The sequence below is a fragment of the Parapedobacter sp. GCM10030251 genome (genome assembly GCF_042666505.1).
Taxonomy (GTDB): domain Bacteria; phylum Bacteroidota; class Bacteroidia; order Sphingobacteriales; family Sphingobacteriaceae; genus Parapedobacter.
Genome location: NZ_JBHTDN010000008.1, coordinates 137,503 through 163,056 on the forward strand (window position 1 = coordinate 137,503; position 25,554 = coordinate 163,056).

The 25,554-nt window shown below is 53.2% G+C and carries 16 protein-coding genes; 6 read left to right on the forward strand and 10 right to left on the reverse strand.

Annotation, left to right across the window (positions count from 1 at the left end; genetic code table 11):
• Positions 1-39 precede the first annotated feature (39 nt).
• From ACFQRK_RS19160 to ACFQRK_RS19185, 6 genes are all read left to right on the forward strand, one after another.
• A complete protein-coding gene (locus ACFQRK_RS19160) occupies positions 40-3,432 on the forward strand; it encodes a TonB-dependent receptor (RefSeq protein ID WP_379009588.1) in 3,393 nt (1,130 codons plus the stop codon).
• A gap of 11 nt (positions 3,433-3,443) precedes the next feature.
• Complete coding sequence (locus ACFQRK_RS19165) at positions 3,444-5,150, forward strand: RagB/SusD family nutrient uptake outer membrane protein (protein ID WP_379009591.1); 1,707 nt, start codon at positions 3,444-3,446, stop codon at positions 5,148-5,150.
• 39 nt (positions 5,151-5,189) lie between these two features.
• Complete coding sequence (locus ACFQRK_RS19170) at positions 5,190-6,278, forward strand: DUF4838 domain-containing protein (RefSeq protein ID WP_379009593.1); 1,089 nt, start codon at positions 5,190-5,192, stop codon at positions 6,276-6,278.
• Positions 6,279-6,336: 58 nt separating this feature from the next.
• Complete coding sequence (locus ACFQRK_RS19175) at positions 6,337-7,842, forward strand: Gfo/Idh/MocA family protein (RefSeq protein ID WP_379009595.1); 1,506 nt, start codon at positions 6,337-6,339, stop codon at positions 7,840-7,842.
• A 77-nt stretch (positions 7,843-7,919) separates the two neighbouring features.
• Positions 7,920-8,702 (forward strand): DUF1080 domain-containing protein, encoded by a 783-nt coding sequence (locus tag ACFQRK_RS19180; RefSeq protein WP_379009596.1) that lies wholly within the window; start codon positions 7,920-7,922, stop codon positions 8,700-8,702.
• 107 nt (positions 8,703-8,809) lie between these two features.
• Entirely contained in the window at positions 8,810-10,240 is a 1,431-nt protein-coding gene (locus ACFQRK_RS19185; protein ID WP_379009598.1) for a Gfo/Idh/MocA family protein, read from the forward strand.
• A 322-nt stretch (positions 10,241-10,562) separates the two neighbouring features.
• On the opposite strand, the gene ACFQRK_RS19190 is transcribed toward ACFQRK_RS19185, so the two are convergent.
• The 10 genes from ACFQRK_RS19190 to ACFQRK_RS19235 all read right to left on the reverse strand — a co-directional run bounded on the left by ACFQRK_RS19190 (position 10,563) and on the right by ACFQRK_RS19235 (position 25,286).
• Positions 10,563-10,988 carry a hypothetical protein gene (locus tag ACFQRK_RS19190; protein WP_379009600.1) on the reverse strand — a complete coding sequence of 142 codons (426 nt, stop codon included), beginning with the start codon at positions 10,986-10,988 and terminating at the stop codon, positions 10,563-10,565.
• Between the two features lie 60 nt (positions 10,989-11,048).
• The gene (locus ACFQRK_RS19195; protein ID WP_379009602.1) at positions 11,049-12,971 is read right to left on the reverse strand and encodes an OmpA family protein; all 1,923 of its coding nucleotides are present in this window, start codon (positions 12,969-12,971) and stop codon (positions 11,049-11,051) included.
• Between the two features lie 115 nt (positions 12,972-13,086).
• Positions 13,087-14,094: a type IX secretion system membrane protein PorP/SprF gene (locus ACFQRK_RS19200; protein ID WP_379009605.1), complete on the reverse strand. Its 1,008-nt coding sequence runs from the start codon at positions 14,092-14,094 to the stop codon at positions 13,087-13,089.
• Positions 14,095-14,110: 16 nt separating this feature from the next.
• Positions 14,111-15,670 carry a gliding motility-associated C-terminal domain-containing protein gene (locus ACFQRK_RS19205; RefSeq protein ID WP_379009606.1) on the reverse strand — a complete coding sequence of 520 codons (1,560 nt, stop codon included), beginning with the start codon at positions 15,668-15,670 and terminating at the stop codon, positions 14,111-14,113.
• 60 nt (positions 15,671-15,730) lie between these two features.
• Positions 15,731-16,798 (reverse strand): hypothetical protein, encoded by a 1,068-nt coding sequence (locus ACFQRK_RS19210; protein ID WP_379009608.1) that lies wholly within the window; start codon positions 16,796-16,798, stop codon positions 15,731-15,733.
• A 10-nt stretch (positions 16,799-16,808) separates the two neighbouring features.
• Positions 16,809-17,828, reverse strand: coding sequence for a hypothetical protein (locus ACFQRK_RS19215; protein ID WP_379009610.1), 1,020 nt, complete (start codon positions 17,826-17,828; stop codon positions 16,809-16,811).
• 6 nt (positions 17,829-17,834) lie between these two features.
• The gene (locus ACFQRK_RS19220) at positions 17,835-18,899 is read right to left on the reverse strand and encodes a hypothetical protein (protein WP_379009612.1); all 1,065 of its coding nucleotides are present in this window, start codon (positions 18,897-18,899) and stop codon (positions 17,835-17,837) included.
• Between the two features lie 42 nt (positions 18,900-18,941).
• Positions 18,942-23,105 (reverse strand): beta strand repeat-containing protein, encoded by a 4,164-nt coding sequence (locus ACFQRK_RS19225; protein WP_379009615.1) that lies wholly within the window; start codon positions 23,103-23,105, stop codon positions 18,942-18,944.
• A gap of 652 nt (positions 23,106-23,757) precedes the next feature.
• Positions 23,758-24,117 (reverse strand): helix-turn-helix transcriptional regulator, encoded by a 360-nt coding sequence (locus tag ACFQRK_RS19230; protein WP_379009617.1) that lies wholly within the window; start codon positions 24,115-24,117, stop codon positions 23,758-23,760.
• 557 nt (positions 24,118-24,674) lie between these two features.
• The gene (locus ACFQRK_RS19235; RefSeq protein WP_379009620.1) at positions 24,675-25,286 is read right to left on the reverse strand and encodes a DUF3267 domain-containing protein; all 612 of its coding nucleotides are present in this window, start codon (positions 25,284-25,286) and stop codon (positions 24,675-24,677) included.
• Positions 25,287-25,554 lie beyond the last annotated feature (268 nt).

Here is a 25,554-nt window from a genome sequence, read left to right on the forward strand (position 1 = left end):
GGCACGTCTTGGCCTTTGGCAATACGAATATTCATCATCATGAAGCTAGTGGCTTTTTTAATCCTGGGGCTCGTGCTACAGACCTCCGCAGACGTAAAAGCACAACACATCACGTTGAATGTGAAAAGCAAAACGCTGCGGGAGGTGATGAAGCAGATCCAGCTGCAACAAGGGTACTCCTTCTTTTTCCGGGGAGACCGCATTGCCCAAACCCGGGTCAGCGTGCAGGTAGAACGCGCCGACCTGGCCCAGGCGATGGCCGCCATCCTAGCGGATGAACCCCTGGAGTGGGCGTTGAAAGACGGGACCATCATCATCAAGCCGAAAGCCCCCGAAACCCGGACGGCCGCACCCCCGCCGGCGGAAGTCCAGCAGCGCGAAATCACGGGCCGGGTGGTCGACGCACAGGGCGCTCCGCTTGCCGGTGTTACCGTATCGGTAAAGGGCGGCAACTCCGTCACGACCACGGATGCCCAGGGCAGTTTCAGGATAATGCTGCCACCGGGCAGTCAGACGCTGGTGTTCAGCAACGTCGGCTTTGAACCCCAGGAGGTAACCGTATCCAATCAACGTTCGGTGCAGGTTACGCTGGCGGGTTCCGTCAGCGACCTGGACGAAGTGGTCGTGGTGGGATACGGCACGCAACGGAAGGCCAACCTCTCCGGTGCCGTGGAAATGGTAGACGGCAAGCGGCTTGCAGACCGCCCGATCGGCAATGTGAGCCAGGCCTTGCAGGGCATAAGCCCCGGCCTCAACGTGTTTACCAATAATTCCGGGGGGCAGCCCGATGCTACCATGAATTTCAACATCCGGGGTATGGGTAATCCGCTGGTGCTGGTTGATGGGCTGCCGGTAGACATCAACCTGGTGAACCCCGAAGACATTGAAAACATTTCGGTCATCAAAGACGCTTCATCGGCGGCCATTTACGGTGCGAATGCGCCTTACGGAGTGATCCTCATCACCACCAAAAAAGGCCAATTCAGTGAAGGCAAGCCCCGCTTTAATTACAACAACACCCTCTCCATGGGTGCACCTACGCGGTTACCCCATCCGGTCAACTCGCTGGATTTCTCGACCTACCTCAACGCCGCGACCGTCAATGCCGGCAGCGCGCCCCTGTTTTCCGATGAGGTGATAGCCCGGATCAAGCAGTACATGCAGGATCCCTCCAGCATTCCCGCCGTGGGGCCGGATCCGCTGGACCCTTCCAAGTGGGCAAAGCGCGAAAACGCCAACGGCAATACCAATTGGTACGAGGAACTTCTCAAACCGTGGGCTTTGCGCCAGAAGCACGACCTCAGCATGAACGGCGGCGGCCAGCATTTTAACTACTATGTGTCGTTGGGGCTCTTCGATCACCGCGGACAAATGCGCCATGCCAACGAAGGCTACAAGCGGTATAACATCGATGCGAAGATGAGCGCCACCATTACCGACTGGATGCAGTTGAATTTCCTGACCAAGTTCTCCAACAGCGATATCGATTATCCCAACGACGGGTACGGCCTGGACCGCTCGGTCATGTGGCACGATTTCCCGCGGCGGTTTCCAACAGACCCCGTACGGTATCCCAACGGTACCTGGAGCGAAATGTCCCGCTTCCAGGTGTTCGAGGACGGCGGTAGGGAAAAGCACGTCACCAACGATTTCTGGACGAAGATTGAAGTCGAGTTCGAGCCTATCAAGGGTTGGCTGATCAAGGGCGATTACGGTTGGAACAACAAAGCGTCCACGTCCTCGCTCCATCGCGCCAAGGTAGATGCGGTTGGCCCCGCCGGAACGTTATATACCCACTTCGATACCACGCCCCTCAATAGCCTCACCAAAACCTTCGCGCGCAACAACTATTGGAATGCCAATATTTACTCCTCGTACGAAACCCATGTTTCGGATCATAATTTCAAGCTGCTCGTGGGCCATCAGCGTGAGTTCGGCAAATTCGAAGACCTGTCGGGCTATCGCGACAACCTGCTTACCGATTATGTTCCCGCCATCTTGCTGGCGACCGGCTCGACCCGGTTGTTCGATCACATGAACGAGTGGTCGACCATGGGTACATTTGCGCGCCTCAATTACGATTACCGCGGCAAATACCTGCTGGAGTTCAACGGCCGCTACCAGGGCAGCTCGCGGTTTGATGAAGCGTCGCGGTTCGGATTTTTCCCGTCGCTCTCCGTGGCCTACCGCCTTTCGGAAGAAAACTATTGGGCCCCGTTGAAGAACACCCTCAACGAATTTAAGCTACGGGCTTCCTATGGTTCCCTGGGCAATCACAACGTTGCCAACTTCCTCTACCTTCCGGTCATGCCGGTAAAGCCACAGGTATCGTGGGTAGCGGGCAATACGCCCGTGATCGGCATCAACGCCCCGGGCATCGTCAGTTCGTCGCTCACCTGGGAGACGATCAGCACCACCAATGTGGGGTTTGATGCGGGGCTGATGAACAATCGGATCCTGGTTACGTTCGACCTGTTCAAGCGGGAGATATCCGACATGATCGGCACCCCCAACCCCTTGCCCGCCACGCTGGGCACCAGCGTGCCGCAGGAAAACAATGCGGCGCAGAAGAACACCGGATGGGAGCTTAGCGTCACGTACAAGGGAACCATCCAGGAGGACTTCCAGTACGAGCTAACGGCCGGCCTTACCGACTACAAGACGGTCATCACCCGCTGGAACAACCCCAACCGCGTACTTTCCCAGAATTACGAGGGGCGCGTGCTGGGCGAAATATGGGGCTATCATTCCAACGGCCTGTTCCAATCGGACGAAGAAATTGCTTCGGCGCCCAATCAGTCGCGCTTTTTCGGCGTGTGGAAGCCCGGCGACGTGCGGTATGAAGATGTGGACGGAAACGGTGAAATAGGCCCCGGCCTGAATACCGTTGACAATCCGGGAGACCTGCGCATCATCGGTAATTCCAACCCCCGGTATCTGTATAGCCTCAACCTCGGCATGCGTTACAAGCGATTTGATTTCAATATGTTCTGGACCGGCGTAGGAAAACGGGATGTCGATTTTTCGGGAGGCGGCGATTGGGTTTTCTGGGGGCATGCAGACAACGTGTGGGGCACCAGCGTATTTGAGCAGCATATGGATTATTACCGGGCCGATAATCCCGACGCCTATTGGCCCAATCCTTATATCAGCGCCGAAACGCATAAAAACCGGCAAACGTCCACGCGCTACCTGCAGAATGCAGCGTACGCCCGGCTGAAAAACCTGTCGCTCGGCTACACACTTCCGCAGCAGCTTACCAACCGGCTATCCCTTTCGAACACCCGGATTTTCTTCAACGCTGAAAACCTGCTCACCTTTTCCGGCATCGAGCGGTTTCTCGATCCGGAGGGTACCGACGGCAATTTCGGCCGGGGCAAGGTGTACCCCATCCAGAAAACACTCTCACTTGGGCTGAACATCAATTTCTAAAGAAACGAATTATGAAAACAAAATACATCGTTTGGTTTGCTTTCTTCGCCACCCTGGTGTCGTGCGAGAAAAGTGAATTTCTGAATAAAACGCCGCTTGACGCGATTACCGAAGCCAATTTCTGGAAGACCAACCAGGATTTGGAGTTATTCCTCAACCCCTTTTACGAACTGTTTCCCGGATGGTCCTCGCACGACGGAGGTCCCTTCTGGCGGGACAACAACAGCGACAACATGGTGCCGAGCGTCTACAACACCCGTCTGGGGGGTGTCCGTGCCCTGCCGCAGACCGGCGGGGGATGGGTATGGAACCAAGTCCGCAACATCAACGTGTTCCACGCCAACTACCAGCGGGTTATCGATAACCTCGGCGGCCGTACCGCGGATGTTGACCAGTACGTAGGCGAAGGGTTCTTTTTCCGGGCCTACATCTATTTCGATCTGCTGCAGCGCTTCGGCGGCTTGCCGTGGTATGACCGGCCGCTGGGCACGGACGACGAGGCGTTGTACAATCCGCGCGAACCCCGCAATGTCATTGCAGACCGGATACTGGCCGACCTGGATCAGGCCATCCAATACCTGAAACCCGATGCGCCGGCCTTCCGGATCAACAAATACGCAGCGTTGGCATTGAAATCGCGCGTTGCCCTGTATGAAGGAACGTGGCAGAAGTACCATGCCGGCACGCCGTTCGGGGTGCAGAATGCCAACCCCGATGCGTATTTCCAGCAGGCGGCGGATGCGTCGCTGCAGATCATGGATGCCGGCAAATACCAGGTGGCCGGCAACAGCGTGGCCGACTACGTCACCCTGTTCAACCAGAGCGATCTGGGTGCCAATCCGGAGGTGATTTTCTGGAAGCGTTACATCCTCGGGTTCAATGCCCACAACGGGCAGCGGTTCCTTTCCATCATCGGCGGTGCCACCGGGGTCAGCAAATCGCTGGTGGAGAGTTACCTCTGTACCGACGGGAAGCCCATTGCGGTCAGCCCCCTGTACGAAGGCGATGCGGACCTGACCACCGAGTTCACGCATAGGGACCCCCGTTTGGACGCCATTGTCTTTGACCCGGGCGATCCGATCAACGAGGACCTGGTTTTTGAGCGGGCGCCCGTACACCTCGGCGGCGAAGCGAATACCACCACCGGGTACCAGATTCAAAAAGGAGCCCTGCCCAACAAGCAATTGCAGCAGGCCGATTTCGGCTCGACTACGGCCGCCATCATCTTCCGGTACGCCGAGGTGTTGCTCAACTACGCCGAGGCCCGCGCCGAGCTGGGATTGCTGAGCCAGGAAGACCTCAATAAATCCGTCAACCTGCTGCGCCGGCGGGTACATATGCCGGATCTGGTCATGGGTTCGATTACCGTAGATCCCGCATGGGATTTCCCCACGCTGACGCCCGTGCTGAATGAGATACGCCGGGAACGGCGCGTGGAGCTGGCCTGCGAAGGGTACCGCCTCGCCGATCTGATGCGTTGGCGCGCGCACGACCTTTTTGTCAACAAGCGGCCCAAGGGCGCGAAGTTCAACCCCTCAGATTACCCCGGTTTCACCAATATTGACCTCGATGAAAACGGGTACATCGACTACTACCGGGAGATTCTGCCCAACGGATACCAGTTCAAGGCCGATCGGGACTACCTGGATCCGCTTCCGGTGAACGAGCTGCTCATTAATAAAAACCTCACCCAAAATCCCGGGTGGCCAAATCAATAATCACAAATTACAAGCATGATCCCTTTAACTAATCATACCATGAACACTACCCATCGAATCCGTTTCCCTTGGACCTCTTTTGCACCCATATGGCTGATCCTCGTCGTGCTGGTTTCCTGTTCCACAAAGGCAGAAAAGCAGGAGGCAAGTCCGTTCAAGACCCGCGGCTTGGTGCTTGACGTCAATGACCTGAGCACCGTAGACTGGCCGAGGCGCGCCAAGGAGGCCGGCCTCACCACGCTAGCTACGCACATCACCCCCAGCCAGGTCGCCGAGTTCATCCAGTCCGATCGCGGCCAGCAGTTTCTCCAGGAATGCAAAACGCACGGCATCGAGGTTGAACACGAGCTGCATTCCATGGGCGACCTGTTGCCGAGAAGCCTGTTCGCAGAAGACTCCACGATGTTCCGCATGAATGAAGAAGGTAAGCGGGTTGCCGACTACAACCTCTGCGTGCATTCCGAGAAGGCCGTCCAAACCGTGTGCGACAACGCCGTGAAGTACGCCAAAATCCTTACCCCCACCACCGGCAGGTATTTTTACTGGATTGACGATGCCGTTCCGATGTGCCGATGCCCGGAATGCAAGCCCTACTCCGACAGCGAGCAGGCCCTGCTGCTCGAAAATGCTATCGTGAGTGCGTTACGGAAGGAAGTGGATCCCGACGCCATGCTGGCACACCTGGCCTACGTCAATACCCTCGAGGCGCCCGTAAAGGTGAAACCGGCGGCGGGCATCTTCCTGGAATTTGCCCCCATTTACCGCAGGTGGGACAAATCCCTGCTTGACACAGCCGCCACCGGCTGGAACGACACGCAGACGATTACCCACGGCGATCACCTGCGGTTACTGGATGAAAACCTGAAGGTATTTCCCGTCGAAACGGCACAGGTGCTTGAGTACTGGCTGGATGTATCGCTGTTCAGCGGCTGGAAGAAGCCGGCGGTTGCGCTGCCCTGGCATCCGGAGGTGTTTCAGGAAGATATCGATGTCTATGCCAAGCGCGGCATCCGCCACATTACCAGCTTCGGGGTGTATATCGACGACCAATACATCAAGAACCATCCCGACCTGACCTTTGTAGATGAATACGGGAAGGGGCTGGAGCTTTACCGCTTGCGTCAATAAGCGGCCACCGGCAAATACAGACGCGATTTGAAATTCAGAACGTTAAAATACATAAATTATGACCGTACTGTCCAGAAGAAAATTTATTCGCAACACCACAGCCGCCGCCGGGTTTTCGATTGTTTCCAGCCATGTGCTGGGCAAGGTAACCGGCCATGTGGCACCCAGTGACAAGCTCAACATTGCCGGCATCGGCGTAGGCGGCGTAGGCCGCCGAAACCTCGCCAACATGGCCACCGAAAACATCGTCGCCCTCTGCGATGTCGACTGGCGGTATGCCGCCAAGACGTTTGACGACTACCCCAAAGCCCGCCGGTTCAAAGACTGGCGGGTGATGTTCGATGAGTTCGGCAAATCCATCGATGCCGTCATGGTAGCCACGCCCGATCACACCCACGCCGGCGTCACGGCGCATGCCATCACCCTGGGCAAGCACGCCTACACCCAGAAGCCGCTCACCCATTCCGTCTATGAGTCGCGGTTGCTGACCAAACTGGCCAAGAAATACCGGGTAGCCACGCAGATGGGCAATCAAGGAAACTCGTTCGACTGGTGCCGGCAGATCACCGAATGGATCCAGTCCGGGGCCATCGGCGACGTGTACGAAGTGCACTGCTGGACCGACCGCCCCATCTGGCCGCAGGGCCTTATGGTGCCCGCCAGCGGCCAGCCCGTACCCAGCACGCTGGATTGGGACCTGTTTCTGGGGCCAGCCGCCAAACGGCCTTACCATCCGGTATACACCCCATGGAACTGGCGCGGCTGGTGGGATTTCGGTACCGGAGCCCTGGGGGATATGGCCTGCCACATTATGGACCCCATTTATTGGGCCCTTGAACTGCAATACCCCATAAAGGTAAGCGGCAGTTCCACCCTTGCCAACCTGTACTCGCCACCCCATGCGCAGAAAGTACATTACACCTTTCCCGCCCGGCCGGCAAAGGATAAGGTAGGCATGCCCGAGGTGAAGGTGACCTGGTATGACGGCGGGCTGCTGCCCGAACGTCCCGCCGAGCTTGCCCCCGGCCAGATGATGGGCGATCCGAACGGCGGCATCATCTTCGTCGGCACCAAAGGTAAAATCATGACCGGCTGCTTCGGCATGAATCCGACCCTGTTGCCAGCCACGGAGATGGCCCATTTTGCGGAACCCACCCCCTGGATACCCCGCATTCCGGGCGGAAACGGAGACATCTGGGCCACCAACGCACACGAGCAGGATTGGATACGGGCCGCCAAGGAATCCCCCCGGCGCCGGAAAGAAGCCTCTTCCCATTTTGGATTCTCGGGTCCCTTCAATGAGACCGTCGTCATGGGCGTATTGGCCGTAAGGCTGCAAGGGCTGCACCGCGAACTCGAGTGGGACGGCGAGCACATGACCTTTACCAACATCGCCCCCGCGGAGAAAATCCAGGTGGTCTCGGTGGATAAATTTGAGGTGATTGACGGCGATCCCCGCTTCGATCGGCAATTTACCGAACTGAATGCCGCCGATGCAGCCAGGGAATGGATCAATCACACGTATCACAATGGTTTCAGCCTGCCCGCTATGCCGGGGGATTGAGGCCGCTCTTTTTTGTAATCGATTTGCATTAACTCGTTGCAATGTGCATCTTTACACCGAACAGAATACATGCTAAAATGAAGATCAAACTACGAACGTTGATGGGACAGGGTGCTTTGTGGATGCTCGTTGCCCTGGCTTTGCCGTTTACCACCCATGCGCAGAAAGCCGATCCGGATTCCGGATGGATTTATCTTTTTGATGGAACCAGCACCAAGGGCTGGCGAGGATACAACGCAGAGGTGCTGCCCCCGGGGTGGACCATCAAAGACGGTACCCTGACTTTTGACACCAAATTGGGCAAGGAACAGGACTATAAGGGCGGCAAAGATATCCTCTACGGTGCCGAAGAGTTCGAGAATTTTGAATTATACCTGGAGTGGAAGCTTCCCGAAGGAGGCAACAGCGGCATTTTTTATCACGTAAAGGAAGGGTACAAGGCGCCGTCGGTCGTCGCGCCGGAATACCAGCTCATCGATGATGAAAACTATGCCCGTATCCATGACCTTACCGCCTACAACCTCAGTTTGGGCTATACGGAAAAACCCGAAGAGCTGAAACCGTTGCAGCAAACCGGTGCCGACTATGCCATGCATCCGCCAGATCCGAACAAGATCTTACATCCGGTAGGCGAATGGAACAGCTCCAAAATCGTGTTTACGCCGGAGCGGGTAGAACATTGGCTGAATGGGAAACTGATCGTATCCTTTGTTCCGTGGGATGAAGCGTGGTATGAAAAGAAAAATTCGGACAAGTGGAAGACCAGTCCGGATTACGGCAAATTCAAATCCGGATACATTGCCCTGCAGGATCACGCGAGCCCCATCTGGTTCCGTAACATCAAGATCAAAAAATTATAGATCAAAAAACGAGAGCTTGTAGACGGCCGCAAAAATTAGCCGGAAATTTGGAATAAACGGACAATAGTTTTACTTTCGACTGCGATAAAACGCATCAACACCCAGTCATGAATAAACGCGAATTTTTAAAAACCAGTGCATTAGGTGCTTTGGGAGTCATGTTGGCCCCTTCTTTATTGAGAGCTTTTCCGGCCAGGAGCCGTTTACGGACCGCGCACATCGGCGTCGGAAACATGGGCGCCGAAGACCTGAAAGCCATCTCGTCTCATGCGAGTGTTGATGTGGTGGCCCTGTGCGACGTGGACGCCCGGAATTTATCCGCGGCGCATAAACTCCACCCCGGGGCCCGCGTGTTTTCGGACTACCGCGTTATGCTGAAGGAGATGGGCAATGAGATCGACGCAGTTGTCGTATCCACGCCAGACCATACCCATGCGCCTGCTGCCCTGGCGGCTATGCAGCTAAATAAATCCGTTTATTGCCAGAAGCCACTTACCCACTACGTGTCTGAAGCGCGTGAGATGAAAAAAGTGGCTGCCGAGAAAGGCCTGGTCACCCAGATGGGTATACAGGTGCACTCGTTTTATGACTACAAGCTGGCCACGCTGCTGATCCAGTCGGGCATTATCGGAAAAGTACATACCGTTTACGCATGGTCGCCGAAGAACCACGGCTACGACGGTCCACGTCCGGTGGGAGAAGATCCCATCCCGGAATACCTGGACTGGAACCTGTGGGCGGGCACCTCGCCCAAGCCTGCTTATAAAGAAGGATTTTACCACCCCGGCGTCTGGCGTAAATTGATGGACTACGGCTGCGGTACGCTGGGCGATATGGGTGTGCATATCTTTGATACGCCTTACAACGCCCTGAGGCTGGATGTTCCGCGGACCATCACCAACGAATGCCGGCCAACCAATGGGTTCGGCTTCCCCGAGCACAATACCGTGACTTACGAATTTCCGGGTACTGAATACACCACCCGCTCACTGAAATGGGTTTGGTATGACGGCCCCGGCACGCCGCCCAAGCACGAAGACCTGATGCTGCCGGGCATGGACGCGCAAGCGGAACGAACGAACACCAAGGCAAAATCGGTGGGTACCGGGAAGGTTTCGCTGGATCCGATGGTAGCCGGCGACAACGAATTGCCGGAACAAGGAGCTATGTTTGTGGGCAGGAAGGGCCGGTTGTTGTTGCCTCACTTTATGCAGCTGCCCCGCAAGATCGTCCGCGGTAAATACGTCGATATTTCCGAAGAAATCGAGAAGGTAAGCCAAGCCCATGGTTTGGGTACGCCCATCCGCAACTACGATACCGAAGGCCCCAAGCACTACCACCAGTTTGTGGATGCCTGTTTGGGCAAAGGCGAATGTTCGGCACCGTTTGAGTACGCTTCACGGCTAACGGAAACCATTCTGTTGGGTACCATTGCCGGGCGTTTTCCCGGTGAAACCCTGCATTGGGATGCCAAAACGGCCAGATTCAGGGAAGAAAAAGCGAATCAATACCTGAGCGGCGAATACCGAAAGTTCTGAATGGCATGAACGTCCCGATCCTTACGCAAGCTATTTGTCAAACTCAAGGATCGGGAACCACTTCCAGGTTCACAACGGAATTTCATGCTTCTCACGTAATTTTATTGAATCGCTTCAATAAAGATACCGACAACTAATGGCCCCGCAGGTAGGTGTGAAATGTGCATTATGGCTCTATCACGCCCGCGTTTGAGGGCGCCATACACGTCAACGTGCTGCTGATCACGGTGCAATAAATGCCAGCAATACCATGCTGACTGTAAAGATGACATTGCAAAATGGAAAGGTAGGTTTGAACAACATCGGAAGGCCTAGCCCAAGATCAGCCGGATAGGCCCGGATTATCGTCGGCGGCAAATTCGGCAAATCTCTTAGCACGATCTAATTCTCTTGCACTTTCCTGGCAGAACCCAAATGTTGCGAGCACTTGGGCTTTTATGCGCAATATGTGCGCTAATTCACCATAGTTTTTGGTCTTGATGGCAAGATACTCTGCCTTGCCGCCATTGGCGAGTATCGCACTGTGCTTTTCCGCTGCAAACGAGGACTGGATAAGTTGAAACAACGAACGGAATTCCAAATCAATGTTCTTTGCCCGCCCGGCAGCTATATATGCTCGTTCAAATAAACGGATGGCTTTTTTGTGGTCATGACGCTGATAGGCGCAGTATTCTCCCGCAAGAATAAGCGATTGCGCGTATTGCGCCACCGTGTTCGTTTGAGGTTGCATCGGGATCAAATCATTCAAGGGTATCAAAAAAACAAAGTTACCGGGTGTCTATTTTTAATTTAGTTTCCATGGGTGAGTTTAGTAGTTCAATACTTTAACTTCAGTACGTCTGTTCGCTTGGTGTTCCTCCCGTGAGCAAGGAACGCCATTGCTGCAATGGTTAACGAGGCGGCGCTCACCATAGCCTTGCGCTACCATCCTGTCCCGCGCTATACCCCGGCTCACAAGGTAATCGACCGCCGACTGTGCGCGTCGCTGGGAGAGTACCATATTGTACGCATCGCTTCCGCGGCTGTCCGTGTGGCTCGATAACTCGATCCGCAATGTTGGGTTATCCCGCATCGTCCGAACCAGTTCATCTAATATCGCCGCTGCATCAGCACGTATGTTGTGCTTGTCGAAATCGTAGTATATGTTCTTCAGCTCAAACGAGTCGCCTACCCTAAATACCGGCTCCAGCAACAATGCCACCTCCAGCGTGTCCGACTTGGTGATCCCTTCGGTGCTAACTTTGGCAGAATCGGCATGGTAACCCTTTTTTTGACCGAGGACGGTATACCGTTCGTTGGGGTTGAGTATAAACTGAAACGTCCCGTCTTCGCTGCTTGACTTTTTAGCCACAATCTCCCGCGTTCCATCAAATAAGACAAGGGCAACTTCTGCCAAACGATCGCCGGTTGACTTATCAGCGGTTATGCCTTTTAAAACGATAATGATTTTCGGATTTTCAAAGGTGAATGAATAAATGTCATCGGCCCCTACGCCACCACGGCGATTCGTGGATAGGTAGCCCGCTATACCCTGGTCGCTTTCGTAATTAAGTACGTATGAAAAATCGTCTCCAGCCGAGTTGACGGGATACTTCAGGTTTTCCGGTGGGCTCCAGGCCGATTTAGTGCCCGTGCTTCTGAAAACGTCAAGGCCTCCCATGCCAGGAAAGCCATCGCTTGAATAATATAGGCTGCCCGCTTCGCTGATGTTCGGAAACATTTCGTCGGCGGCGCTATTCAGCACCGGTCCTGCATTCACCGGTGGTGCCCAGTCGCCGTCCGTCCGCTTCTCGCAATACCAGATATCTGTGCCACCATAGCCGCCCGGCATATCGCTTACAAAGTAAAGCAGTTGGCCATCAGCGCTGATTGCTGCGTGGCCGACGGAGTATTCTGCCACATTGTTGTAAGCGAATGGTTCGATGGTCCAAACATCCCCCTCCTTGGTGTGGATGTATAGCTCTAGTCGGTTTGTTTGATACCGGCGACCATTTTCCTTTTCTTTAGCTCCTTTCTTCCCTGGATATGTCCGTGTGACATACAAAGTGGTGCCGGATTCATCCGCGGCCACCGGCCCGATATGATACGGTTCGTTATTGATGTGCTGCTCTGCTATAGTAGGCATGCTCAGGCGATTGTCCCTAGCTCTGTCTGCCAAATACACCCTTAAGAATGGGTGACCGGTCCAGCCGTAACGCTGTTGTCCCATCAGTGCATCCGGTTCGCCTACGTAGTACACCTTATCGCCGGCAGGATACACGCCGAATTCGGAAAGCTCCGTATTCACCGCTTGCTCATTACGTAGTTTATGTATAGTGGGATTGGCCATCCAAACCACAGCGGAGTCACATCCTGCGATCTGAACAGCAACCCGCTCCCGATCACCGGTCTTTTCAGCGTAAGCCTCGAGCTGTTGTTTGGCCTGCTCATACTTGCCGTTGCTTTTCAGCACATCGCCGTAGCGGATGAGGTTTTCTGGATCGCTCTCTTCATGCCGCACAACCCGCGCATACCAGTTTTCTGCCGATTCATAGTCTTTCATTTGCCGATAGCAGTCGGCCGCCAGCTCCATATCCTCCAGCCGCGGTTTCCGGCTGTCGGCCAGTTTTGCGTAGAGCGCCGCCGCCGCCGCATATTCGTACCGGTCATAAAGCTCAGCTGCCCGTTGGCGCAGGCTCGGCTGCTCTTGTGCAACTGCCACCAGACCGTACAGGAATAGTATCGTTGTCAAACATGTCTTGATTCTTGGCCAGGAAAGAAACAAAGTCATCAATAATCTCTTTTTCATAATTGCTTTAAAAAACGACGCCACCTTTATCACTACCGTATGCCGCGATAACTACCGGTCAAAAAAATCTCGGGCTAAGCAGTCTATTTCGATGGCGACCAAATGTAATACCTAACGTGAGTTCATGCGAACCGTTCTGCACGCCACTTAGCCGACTAGCGACATAATCGTAAGAATAGCCGACCCTAAGCTGTTCTGTGGCATAAATTTGTACAATGGCGGCAAATGAGTTACGCTTGCTTAGGCTGTTTCCCGTCACGCGTTGATATTCCTTACGGAAAACCGTTACTCCGGTACGCCACCCTCCGCCGATCCAAAATCGGTTGCCAAAAATGAACATGGCATTCACGTCAAGACTCGTAGGTCCTTTAAAATCCTCTTTGACCAATACGCTTGGCCGTAGTTTCAATCCGCTGTAAAAGCCGATCAACGCGCCACCGATAAAATATATATGGCGTTTCCGCCTAATATTGTCGGTCGTCGTATTGTCCCAGCGAAAAATGTTGTTGCTTTGGTCACCCGATAACAAATCCATCACCGACACCCCTGCATACCACTGTGGGTTATAGTAATAAACCCCGAATCGCACATCAGGCACGAAGGTGTTTACTTTATTCGGTGGAACGGTTGGATCGCTCGCGTCAACAGGGTCCAATCGGGTTCCGTCCAAGCTGTACTGGGTGACACCCGCCGCAATCCCGAAGCTGAGGCGCTGGGTGTCCTCGTCATTCAGGCGCAGCCGGAAGGCATAGTTGGCATAAGCGGACGTTGCCGTCTGCGGTCCTAATCTATCAGCCGTGAGCTGCAGGCCTATGCCATGGCGTTTGTGCATCGGATCGGTGATTCCGTCTATAGACAGGAGACCGGTCTGCGGCGCACCTTCAAGTCCTGTCCATTGGCTGCGCAGCCCCAGCTGGCCGAACCACTCTTCTTTGTAACCCGCGTAAGCTGGGTTTACGCTCATCGAATTGAAAATGTACTGCGTAAACTGGATATTCTGCTGTGCGTTCACTATCTGGGCAAGGCCGATCAAGCCTAGCGTTATCAGTACCCTGTTGTGCTTCATAAACATCCTATTATTGTTATAGCCGCTTAATCAAAACCCATCCCTTATGTTCCACCACTTCACTTCCTTTGTGCGTTTTGATGGCATAGTAGTAGGTACCTTCGTTCAAACTACCGCCGTTCCAGTCGTTTTGGTAATCGGCGCTGCGGTACACCTCATTACCCCAACGGTTCACTACGGCGATCTCCACCCGGTCAAAAGCTTCCATTCCTTGGATTTCGAACACATCGTTTTTGCCATCCCCATTAGGCGTAAATACGTTGGGGATATGCAATGGCTCCGGTGCCACGACAATAGTTACGGTGGCTGTTGACACCTGTCCGTTAAGGTCTCTAACTTGGTAAGCGAAAACATCTGTTCCTACAAATCCACGTACGGGAGTATAAGTAATGCTACCGTCTGAATTTACGATTGCCGTACCATTACGAGGCGGCTCGGCAATCTCAATGCTGGACACATCAATAGGCGCGCTGCCGGGCTCATCGTTTTCCAAAACAAGTATTACGGTAGAAGAACCGGAGGTGGCTTCTTGCACATCATCCGTTGCAATAGGCCCCGCTATTTGGTCGGTCAGTTTGGTCAACCAGCTTCCCTCGTCGTTTATGCCGGCCGCTGCCATAATATCCGCTCGGGTGTGGACGCCCTCCGCGTCGACCACGGTAATATCGCCTATCCAGTTTCCACCGCCTGCGTACTGTACGATCCGGGCTTCCGCATCGACATAGGCTGTACCATTGGTAATGTTGTTGTGCTGCAAGGTATAGGTGGCCTGCACGCCCTGGTCGGCATAAATGTGCCAGATGCGGTCCATACCCCGCTCTGCCTCGGCAAGCTCAATGCCTGCGGCCGCATAGTCCTGCACACTAACGTACATCGTAGCTGCCCCGGAGGGCGCTAGCGTTGCTGGCGTGTAGTCGCCCTCGCTAATGCCCACCGGGAACACAAAGGGCTGGCTATTTACAAAATCTTTTATGACATGTCCGGATACGCTGTTGCCCGTCACAATCATGCGGCGTTGATTATAGCCGGAAAAGGAGGCGTCCGCACCAAGGCTTAGGTCGTACCCATTCAGCAAAATATCACCGTTGTCAACCCCAAAAAAGAATTGGCCGTTGATACGCAAACCGGCACCCTCACGGCTGACTTCGTCTCGCGAATCGAATTCAGGTACAGCGATGTTTTGCAGCACCAGATTGTGCGGGTTACGAAGCTCAATATTGATTGCCAGCGGCTCGCCGTCATTGCCGTCAATGAATGTGGGAGAATCTTCCCAACCTTCGTAGTAAAGATTATCGCCGGGACCGTGAATAATCAGCGTACCGGTACCATGCAATCGGGCAGTAGGCGCTATCCAAATGAACTTGCTCCAGACCTCAAGGGTGCCATTGATCTCCCAATCGCTTCCCGGGCCCAGATAGAAGCCTTCGGAGAAGATCAACTCGGTAGTACCCGGATCAATAACCACGTTAGACCTGTCATAGGTGGCGCTTGCCTTTCCCGGTTGGGCGACACTTATCTTTCCGATAAGAAGCACGAAAACCGTAAGTGTCGTTATTCGCTGTCTGATCTGTTGCATTTTTCATTATTAAGGTCAGGCAGTTTACTGCCGTTGTATTTTATCCGATTGCCGCTGCCATTATTGCCCCAAATAAACAAAGTAGTTGAAATTAATAGCCCTCGGGGCAATGTTCAGTGGCGCATCGCTTCCTCCAGAACTTACCGAAAACGTGTGGTTATGGTTGAGGGTGCTTGTGTTTCTGGTATAGTCCGATCCGGCGCTGAACGTGCCTCCCAACCAATACACATGGATGTTGTTGCCTCCGCCATGGGCGCTGTTGATTCGGGTGTTCTCAAACGCAAAGGTATGGCTGTGAGCACCAGCAGATGCCGCTGTGTAAGAAAAAGATACGTTAGGCAAGTTTGCACGCGCCAGCACAACAGCGTTGCTTCCGGTAGTAGTTCCAGGTGCCGCTGTGGTTCCCATCGAATACCGGTTTGTAGCATCAGGGAGATTGGTGACGCTCCCCAGCACTTCAATCACATTGGCCTGTGCATTGGCTGGCAGTTCGCTAACGGGCCTTCCATTTAACAGATACCACCCGTCATGATCAGCCGATAGAAAAGAGGGCTTCACATCCCCATACTCGAAAAACTCCATCTCGTGCATTAAGACGCCTTCCGGACTGGATACCACATTATTCACGGCATTAAGGCTTTGCGTCCGGAAGCCGCCATTGACATCCATGGTACGGGTAGGTGCATCGGTCAACACTCCGACAGATGCCGAACTGCCATTGACGTGAACTAAGTTTGGGCCAAAAATCAACGCCCTTCCGTTTTGATTGATCACCCTGGGCGACTCAAGTGTGCCATCATTCGTATAAATATTTTCGGCTACGAACGTTTCGTCGGTAAGCGGCTTCCAGGTGCCTGACTGAAAGAACCAAAATCCTGTCCTGGTTACGATGGTTCCATCGTCCGTTATGGCAAAAACCAGCTCAGACTCAATGGGACTTACAATCGCTTCGATTTCAGTGGCTGTCATACGTGGAATTAGAACACCTCTTGTCGTAGATACCACGTCAAGAATCGATTGCGGTTCGGTAGTCCCGATACCTACCCGCCGTTCCTGGGCGTACGCTTCCGTGCCGCCAGCTAAACCTATGCAGGAGGCAGTGATAATCCAAAACATTGTTTTCTGCATAAATCCCATGTTATTCGCCTAAATAGATGAAATAGGTAAAGGTTATACTTTCCGGAATGATACTGAAAGCGGTTCCGCTACCCCCTGAACTGACAAAGCCGGTGTGCGTGTGTGCACCTGCGGACGGCAGTGCCACATTCGTTGTCCCGGCCACCGTACCACCGGCATCAAGTAGCGCTGCATTTCCACCAGCCACGTAAGTCATTCCATGCCCGCCGGGAGTAACGCTATGGGTATGTGCACCGGCGGTGCTTGTTGTGCCGGTCATGTTGTATGCGGGAAGGTGGGCCTGTGTCAGTGCAAATGCGTTTGCACCACCTGCTAAAAGGGGTGCTCCTTGACGCGCTAAGCGGCTATTGGCATTCGCTAAGGAGCCACTGAGACCAATGGCCGAGGCATTCGCCTGGGCAGTCGCCGACAACGTATTAATGGCTCGGCCGTCTAGCAGGTACCAGCCGTTGTGATCGTCCTGGCGCAAGGACTCTTTGATCGTGCCATATGCCACCTTCGGCCCTACCGCCAGCGTGCCATCTGACAATGCAACGACGTTGCCTTCTGAAAGGCTGCGAACCCTTACATTGCCACTCACATCCACCGTAGTTACCGGATTCGCTTCGCCGATACCCACCCGCTGGTCTGCAGCAAGCATCGATAGTTTGTCGGCATCGAAATGGAGATTATGGCCGGCCAAACCCACCGTTCGGTCGGCGGTCAATGTCCCATCGCTGACGTAAATATTTTCCGGAGGCGCAGGGTTGTCGCTGAACGGGCGCCACTCCGCCCCGTTGTAGAACCAAAAACCGGTATGTGTAATCACTGTCCCATCAGCTGTCGTTGCATAAACAAGCTCCCCTATATGTGGGGTAGCGATAGCCTCCGCTTGTAGGGCTGTCATCCTTGCGATTAGAATACCCTTTTCGGTTGAGCTAATTTCGAGCGCAGCTTGAGCAGCAGGATTATTAATGCCGGTTTGAGCTTCCGCAAAAAGTGCTATGGCCGACAAAAAACATAAAGTTAAAACGCTTTTCATATACTTCTATTTCCCGAGGTAGATAAAATAATTGAGTTGGAGAAACGTCGGATTCAATGGAATAGGCGTGTTACTTCCGCCGGTTGAAACGCTTATGGTATGACTATGCGCCCCATTTTCAGAAGAAGTATACGTACGGCTTCTTGACACCGATCCCGGCGCAGATCCTCCTGCCAATTGCCACGACCAAGCGCTCGGCGATGTTCCCACGTTCGTAGCGTTTGTACCTCGTATCACGCTAAATCCCGGGCTAACGAAGCCGTGAAAGTGCGAACTGAACGTTGTAGTCCCGCTGAGGGTAAAATCGGGCATATTGGCCGTGGCGAGGGTTACATCGGTAGCGCCGGTTATGGTTCCGGGAGCACCCTGCTTGGCATAAAGCCCTGTCGCATTAGGTAAATTCGAGGTGATGCCCAAATTGGCAGCTCTTGCTTGTGCATCGGCAGGCAAGGCGCTTAGCGTCCGGCCGTTAAGCAAGTACCATCCATCGTGATCGGTTGAAAGGTATGAGAAACGGACGTCTCCGTACCGATGCATCGCACCCTCGTCAATCACGAGCATGCCGCTAGCGGTGGTCACCAAGTTTCCCTCGGCCAGTTCACGAATCCGCAGCTGACCGTTGACATCTAGCTTTTCGGTGGGCTGGTCAGTATTGACCCCTACGGATCCATCATCACCTTTGATGACCAAGTTCGTTGGACCAATATTTACATCGTAACCCCCCATCATCACTGTACGGTCAGACGTTAGGTCGCCATCTGTGTTGTATAGGTTATCGCCCGTGCTGCTTCTGGCGATGATCGGCATCCAGCCGCTCCCATTATAGTACCAAAAGCCTATACGGTTAACCACCGTTCCCGTATTGGTCGTGCTGAAAACCAACTCACCTTCATCTGGGCCCGCAATCTGTTCAATCTGAGCAGCGGTCATACGGGGGATGAGGACACCGCTGCTTTCCGATCTCACATCCAATGCAGCTTGCGGCTGTGTGGTTCCAATTCCCACTTGGGCATTTAAAAAGACCGGCGCTACACCTGTATAGATTAAAAGCAGCAGTTTTTTTATGGTCATACCTTTTGTTAAATTCATGTCCTTTTTGAGTGCTGACGGTTATTATTCGTTCTCCTTCAAATTGGCCGCTTCCTTTCCGAGCAATAATTTTTCCAGGCGTTCCACCCGTTCACGAAGATCCTTGATCTCCTCTTCCTTACTATCCAGCAGACGCTGTTGCTCTATCGTGTGCAGGTATAGTTCCTCTACCTTTTCCAACACCTGTATAGATAGTTCAGACAGGTTGAATAGGTATTCCCCGTTTTCGTTTTTCTGCAATCCGTTTATGCTGGTAATGCCCGGCAAGTGCCTGTTTTCGTTGATAAACTGCTCGACGTCTTTCAATGACTTGAAGTTGTAATCGGCGTTCAACTCCGAGCGTCCTTCAAAGTAGTCTTCGAATACGTAGTCGGCATAAATGGAATTTGTCGTGAGGATAGCGCCATTGACGGCTAGCATCACATCTGGGTTGGCAGTGGCCAGCATATCGTTGGTACCTACACCGACTTTGCCCATGATGTAAATATCATCGGTATTTGCGGTAGCTTTTTCGGCGTCGCTCTGGCGCAACCAAGGCTCGATAGCAAGGTCTTCTACTTCTATGGTTTGCAGTACGCCAATGGGATTTACTGACATCACTTGGTTTGTTTGCGCGTCACCGGCTCCTAGTCCGGTTATCGCTAGCGTGTTCGTGGCATCTGTGGTTATGGCAGTTGGCTCAGTAAGGGCACCTCCCAGTTCGACAGCTCCTGAAGTTCCGTCTATACTCAATCCGTTTGCCGCGGCAACATCCGAAGGGATAGTGAAGGTCACCACCGTGCCGTCGGCTGCCGTGTGGGTGAAGGTTCCGTCGCCGTTGTCCACCAGCGCGTCGGTGTTGGCCACGATCTGGTTATTGATGATGGAGACAACCTCGTTGTAAGTGTTGCTGGTGTTGTCCTGCAGCTCGGTCACCACATCACCCGGAACGTCGACCGTCACCGTCGTGCCGTCCGCGTTTACAATGGTATACGTGCCGTCACCGTTGTCGGTGACCGTGGTGGTATTCGCATCGAAGGTCACCACGGTGCCGTCGGCTGCCGTATGGGTGAAGGTACCGTCGCCGTTGTCCACCAGCGCGTCGGTGTTGGCCACGATCTGGTTATTGATGATCGAGACAACCTCGTTGTAGGTATTGCTGGTGTTGTCCTGCAGCTCGGTCACCACATCGCCCGGAACGTCGACCGTCGTGACCGTGCCTCCGGCATCCGTAAACGTATAGGTACCATCCCCGTTGTTTACAAGCGTACCCTTGGCATCAAATGTAACCGCTGTGCCGCCCGGAGGGGTATAGGTAAACGTACCGTCGCCGTTATCCACCAGGTCCCCGCCGTTGGCCTCGATCAGCCCGATGACCTCGTTGTAGATGCTGCCCAGGTTCTGGATGTTGCTCACCACATCGCCAACCACATCAACAGTAACACTCGTGCCGTCCGCGTTGACGATGGTGTAGGTGCCGTCCCCGTTATCGGTGACCGTGGTGGTATTGGCATCGAAGGTCACTACGGTGCCGTCGGCTGCCGTGTGGGTGAACGTACCGTCGCCGTTGTCCACCAGCGCATCGGTGTTGGCCACGATCTGGTTGTTGATAATGGAGACGATCTCGTTGTAGGTGTTGCTGGTGTTGTCCTGGATCTCCGTCAGCACGTCGCCTACCACATCAACAGTAACACTCGTACCGTCGTCATTGACGATGGTGTACGTGCCGTCCCCGTTATCGGTGACGGTGGTCGTATTCGCATCGAAGGTCACCACGGTGCCGTCGGCTGCCGTGTGGGTGAAGGTCCCGTTGCCGTTGTCCACCAGCGCATCGGTGTTGGCCACGATCTGGTTGTTGATAATGGAGACGATCTCGTTGTAGGTGTTGCTGGTGTTGTCCTGGATCTCCGTCAGCACGTCGCCTACCACATCAACAGTAACACTCGTACCGTCGTCATTGACGATGGTGTACGTGCCGTCCCCGTTATCGGTGACGGTGGTCGTATTCGCATCGAAGGTCACCACGGTGCCGTCGGCTGCCGTATGCGTGAATGTTCCGTCGCCGTTGTCCACCAGCGCATCGGTGTTGGCCACGATCTGGCTGTTTATGATGGAGACGATCTCGTTGTAGGTGTTGCTGGTGTTGTCCTGGATCTCCGTCAGCACGTCGCCTACAACATCAACAGTAACACTCGTGCCGTCCGCGTTGACGATGGTGTAGGTGCCGTCACCGTTGTCGGTGACCGTAGTGGTATTGGCATCGAAGGTCACCACGGTGCCGTCGGCGGCCGTATGGGTGAATGTTCCGTCGCCGTTGTCCACCAGCGCATCGGTGTTGGCCACGATCTGGCTGTTGATAATGGAGACAACTTCGTTGTAGGTATTGCTGGTGTTGTCCTGCAGCTCAGTCACCACATCACCCGGAACGTCAACCGTCACGGTCGTGCCGTCCGCGTTGACGATGGTGTAGGTGCCATCACCGTTATCGGTGACCGTGGTGGTATTGGCATCGAAGGTCACCACGGTGCCGTCGGCTGCCGTATGGGTGAACGTGCCGTCGCCGTTGTCCACCAGCGCATCGGTGTTGGCCACGATCTGGTTGTTGATAATGGAGACAACCTCGTTGTAGGTGTTGCTCGTGTTGTCCTGCAGCTCGGTCACCACATCGCCCGGAACATCAACCGTCACGGTCGTGCCGTCCGCGTTGACGATGGTATACGTGCCATCACCGTTGTCGGTGACCGTGGTGGTATTGGCATCGAAGGTCACTACGGTGCCGTCGGCTGCCGTATGGGTGAAGGTTCCGTCGCCGTTGTCCACCAGCGCATCGGTGTTGGCTACGATCTGGCTGTTGATGACGGAGACGATCTCATTGTAGGTGCTGCTGGTGTTGTCCTGGATCTCCGTCAGCACGTCGCCAACCACGTCAACAGTAACACTCGTGCCATCCGCGTTTACGATGGTGTAGGTGCCGTCCCCGTTGTCGGTGACCGTAGTGGTATTGGCATCGAAGGTCACCACGGTGCCGTCGGCTGCCGTATGCGTGAATGTTCCGTCGCCGTTGTCCACCAGCGCATCGGTGTTGGCCACGATCTGGCTGTTGATGATGGAGACGATCTCGTTGTAGGTGTTGCTGGTGTTGTCCTGCAGCTCGGTCACCACATCGCCCGGAACGTCAACCGTCACGGTCGTGCCATCCGCGTTTACAATGGTATACGTGCCGTCACCGTTATCGGTGACCGTGGTCGTATTGGCATCGAAGGTCGCCACGGTGCCATCGGCTGCCGTATGGGTGAAGGTCCCGTTGCCGTTGTCCACCAGCGCGTCCGTGTTGGCCACGATCTGGTTATTGATGATCGAGACAACCTCGTTGTAGGTGTTGCTGGTGTTGTCCTGGAGCTCGGTCACCACATCACCCGGAACGTCGACCGTCGTAACTGTGTTGTCCTCACTAGTGTATGTATAAGAGCCGCCGCCATTGCTAACAAGGGTAGTCACGGTCTCGTTTGCCTTCACTAAATTTTCAAAGTTGATTGTTTGAGCAACACCGTTCTCATCGAAGTATGTAAACTCGTTGCCATTATAATTTACATTGCCGCCATATTCTCGCGCGATCTCAATCAGCTTGTTGTGTACCTCAGTGTTAGCTACGATTTGTTCGAAATGTTCGATGACACTATTGGGGATATCAATCGTGACACCCGAACCTAGTATGACGTTGCCTTCAGCGTCTATTGCCGATTCGTTGTAGTAAGTGTACGTCCCATCACCGTCATCTATCAACAACGTCACCGTTTCGGTTTGTTGAACAATGTTTTGCAGGTTAACCACTTGTGAAACACCGCCTTGATCTATATACGAAAACTCATATGTCGCCGGGTTGTAAGAGACAGTTGAACTAGTGGTCGCGCCTACTAAAACCCATTTAGATCCGTCATTGTAATATATGCCGGGGACAACGTCATTTGTCGTTGCCGTATTGTAGACCATCATCCCCGCCACATGACTACTCAACGGTGCAGAATTGTTAGCGCCGACCAGAGCAACACGTGTATGTAGCAGCCCTTTATTGGCACTTTCCAATTCTAAGACAGCGTCGTCATTGGGCGAGATGTTGCCGCCTACTGTACCATCTTTCACTTTCTGTTGTGAAAACGCCGCTCCCATCATGAATACGGAAACAAGCGTGAGAAGTAGTTTTTTGCTCATTCTTAAAAGTGTTAACTTAATCAGCTTATCGTTGACGTGCTAATCGCACTAGTTATTTTGCAGGCAAACGTTGTGGTTAATTCGGACAAGCCCTAACCACCGGTATATGCCGGTTTAAGTATGGTTTCAAAGGGCTTGTATAAATCTTTTCGTGCGACCGACCAGTGCTTTAAACAATCCATACGTGGACCAAAATTGAAAGTATGCCGGTCGAGACTATCGAATCCGCTACTCACTACTCATGGTATCGATAGACACTGCAAGCCCTTTGGATGTGAAACAACATGTTTATTATGTTCTTCGTAACACGAAGTTTCTTCATTACGTAAGAATGAAGAGTTAGCTCCGCAGCCATAGGCAAACTAAACGGAGTAATGGCGATCGGGCTGATTGCGAAGCAATCAGATCCGCAATTTGTTAATTCACTCATGTCAATCATTTTTCAGAGGTAGATAGTATTGTAAAAGTACAGCGGAAAAGAAAGGAGAAAGAATATGTAGCTACTCACTATTACTCACTTCGTAAGACGTGTGTCTAACTAGCTTATAATCAGCGATAAAAAATTGACAATTAACAGATTGCCTCTAGATTTAAAACGGGTTATTGTAGAATTCGCGTATGAGCAGGTCGATGTTTAACAAGAGCACGTCTTTTAAAGACTGATAATCCATGCGACTAGATCGACTTTGCCGCTCAGTCCAAGTTTTTTTCTAACACGGTACTTTCTGTTTTCGATAGAACGGACGGTGCAGTTCGTGCAATAGGCAACTTCCTTAGTGGCAAACTGTAAATGCAGATAGGCACATAGTTCAAGCTCTTTGCCGATAAGCGTCGGCGCTTTCGTAAGCAACTTATTAAGCACTTCGGGATATCTCTTTGAGAACTCCGTAAGAAATGCCGGGCTCCCTCCTTTCGCGAGTTCAACCAGGTGTCCTAAGTCGGGGAGGTAGTCTGATGCTTCATTGATATCAAGGCTTTCGTTATCGGCATAGTCTTTTTTGCTTTTCAACATACTTTTCAATTATAACATGAACAATTAGATAATTTTCGAACTACCTAAATTCCGTCCTTCTGAATAAAAACCGCAATTCGATGCTTTATATGACAATGGTAGATATCAAACGTAGCTAGCAAGCAAAGTGTCTAAGTACTTCCTCCTGTACCCATTTTTCTTCTACAAAGAAAATTGAAACATTTATTTATTCAGAAAATTGAACTACTCACAACTACTCAGATCAAAAAAAATACGACTCGAAAATAGCAAAAAATTGAGTCCTAATTAGAAAATCATCTATATGAAATTAGAATCCTTAAGAATAATATGTGCGATAGATCTGGCACCAAGGTATCCTCCGTAAGTTTGCGCAATAGATTGCGATCATGAAATCGTCGCCGGGGGGAACGTTAGGAACAGGCCTCCCGCGAGCCAGGAGAGGCTGGCGGTGGAACACCAAAAGGAATGCGTTAGCCTGATCAGCGTATGCATCAACTTAGCGAAATGCACGTTTAAATGTGCACAGTGTTGCTATAGTTGCACGTATCGAAATGCGACAGCCTTCGAGAAACGTTTTAAAGCGATTTCTTATACACATAGCACCCCAGTTTTTCCGGATGATCCTGCACGAGGCTGTTCATGGGCAGCTTGCGCAATAGGTTGATGATCATGAAATCGCCCCCCGCTGCAAGTGTGAAGAACAAGCCGCCGGCCAGCCAGGACAGGCTGCCGGTGAAGATCGCGACGATACATGGCAGGAAACCGGTTAGGATGGCCGGCATGATGCCGCCGATGATGTAGTGCCGTACGGTTAACGGCTCTTTGCAGTGGCAATAAGGCGTCGCGTACTTCCACATGATGCCGAAACGGATGGAGCGGAAACCCTGTTTGGCAAACAGCGCCCAGGTAGCGCCGTGGATCAGCTCATGCGCCACAATGCCCAATACCAGCACGATCAGCATGCTGAGGCCGGTGCTTTGCATCCCCGGCAGTGTGAGCGCCTCGGATATGCGATCGGGTACGGTTGGTCCCCACCGCAGGAAATACGCCGCGCTAAACAACACCAAAAACGGCAGTGCATACACAATGGCCTGCCACTGGGTTTTGACAACGTCAATGGTCAGTTCTTCCCGGACGTATCCTTCCAGTTGGGCCGAGGATTCAACGGTCTCTTGCTGATTTTCCATAGTGAAGGCAAAAATACGTTTTATCCCGACGCCTTCCCGATGGTTTCTCTATAAAACGCCGTCTTTTGCAGTTTTTGCCGAGATAGGGTAGGCGATTGCCGGGATAGCGCAGGGATTTGCCCCGGCCAGCGAATAGGGGTGGGAGGGATAGGAGTTCGCACGCTGGCAGCGATCTGATAAATGCATCATCCGGCGACAAAAACGTCATTTCGCGACAAATGCGTCATTTCGCGACAAATGCGTCATTTTGCGACATCCGCGACAAGGC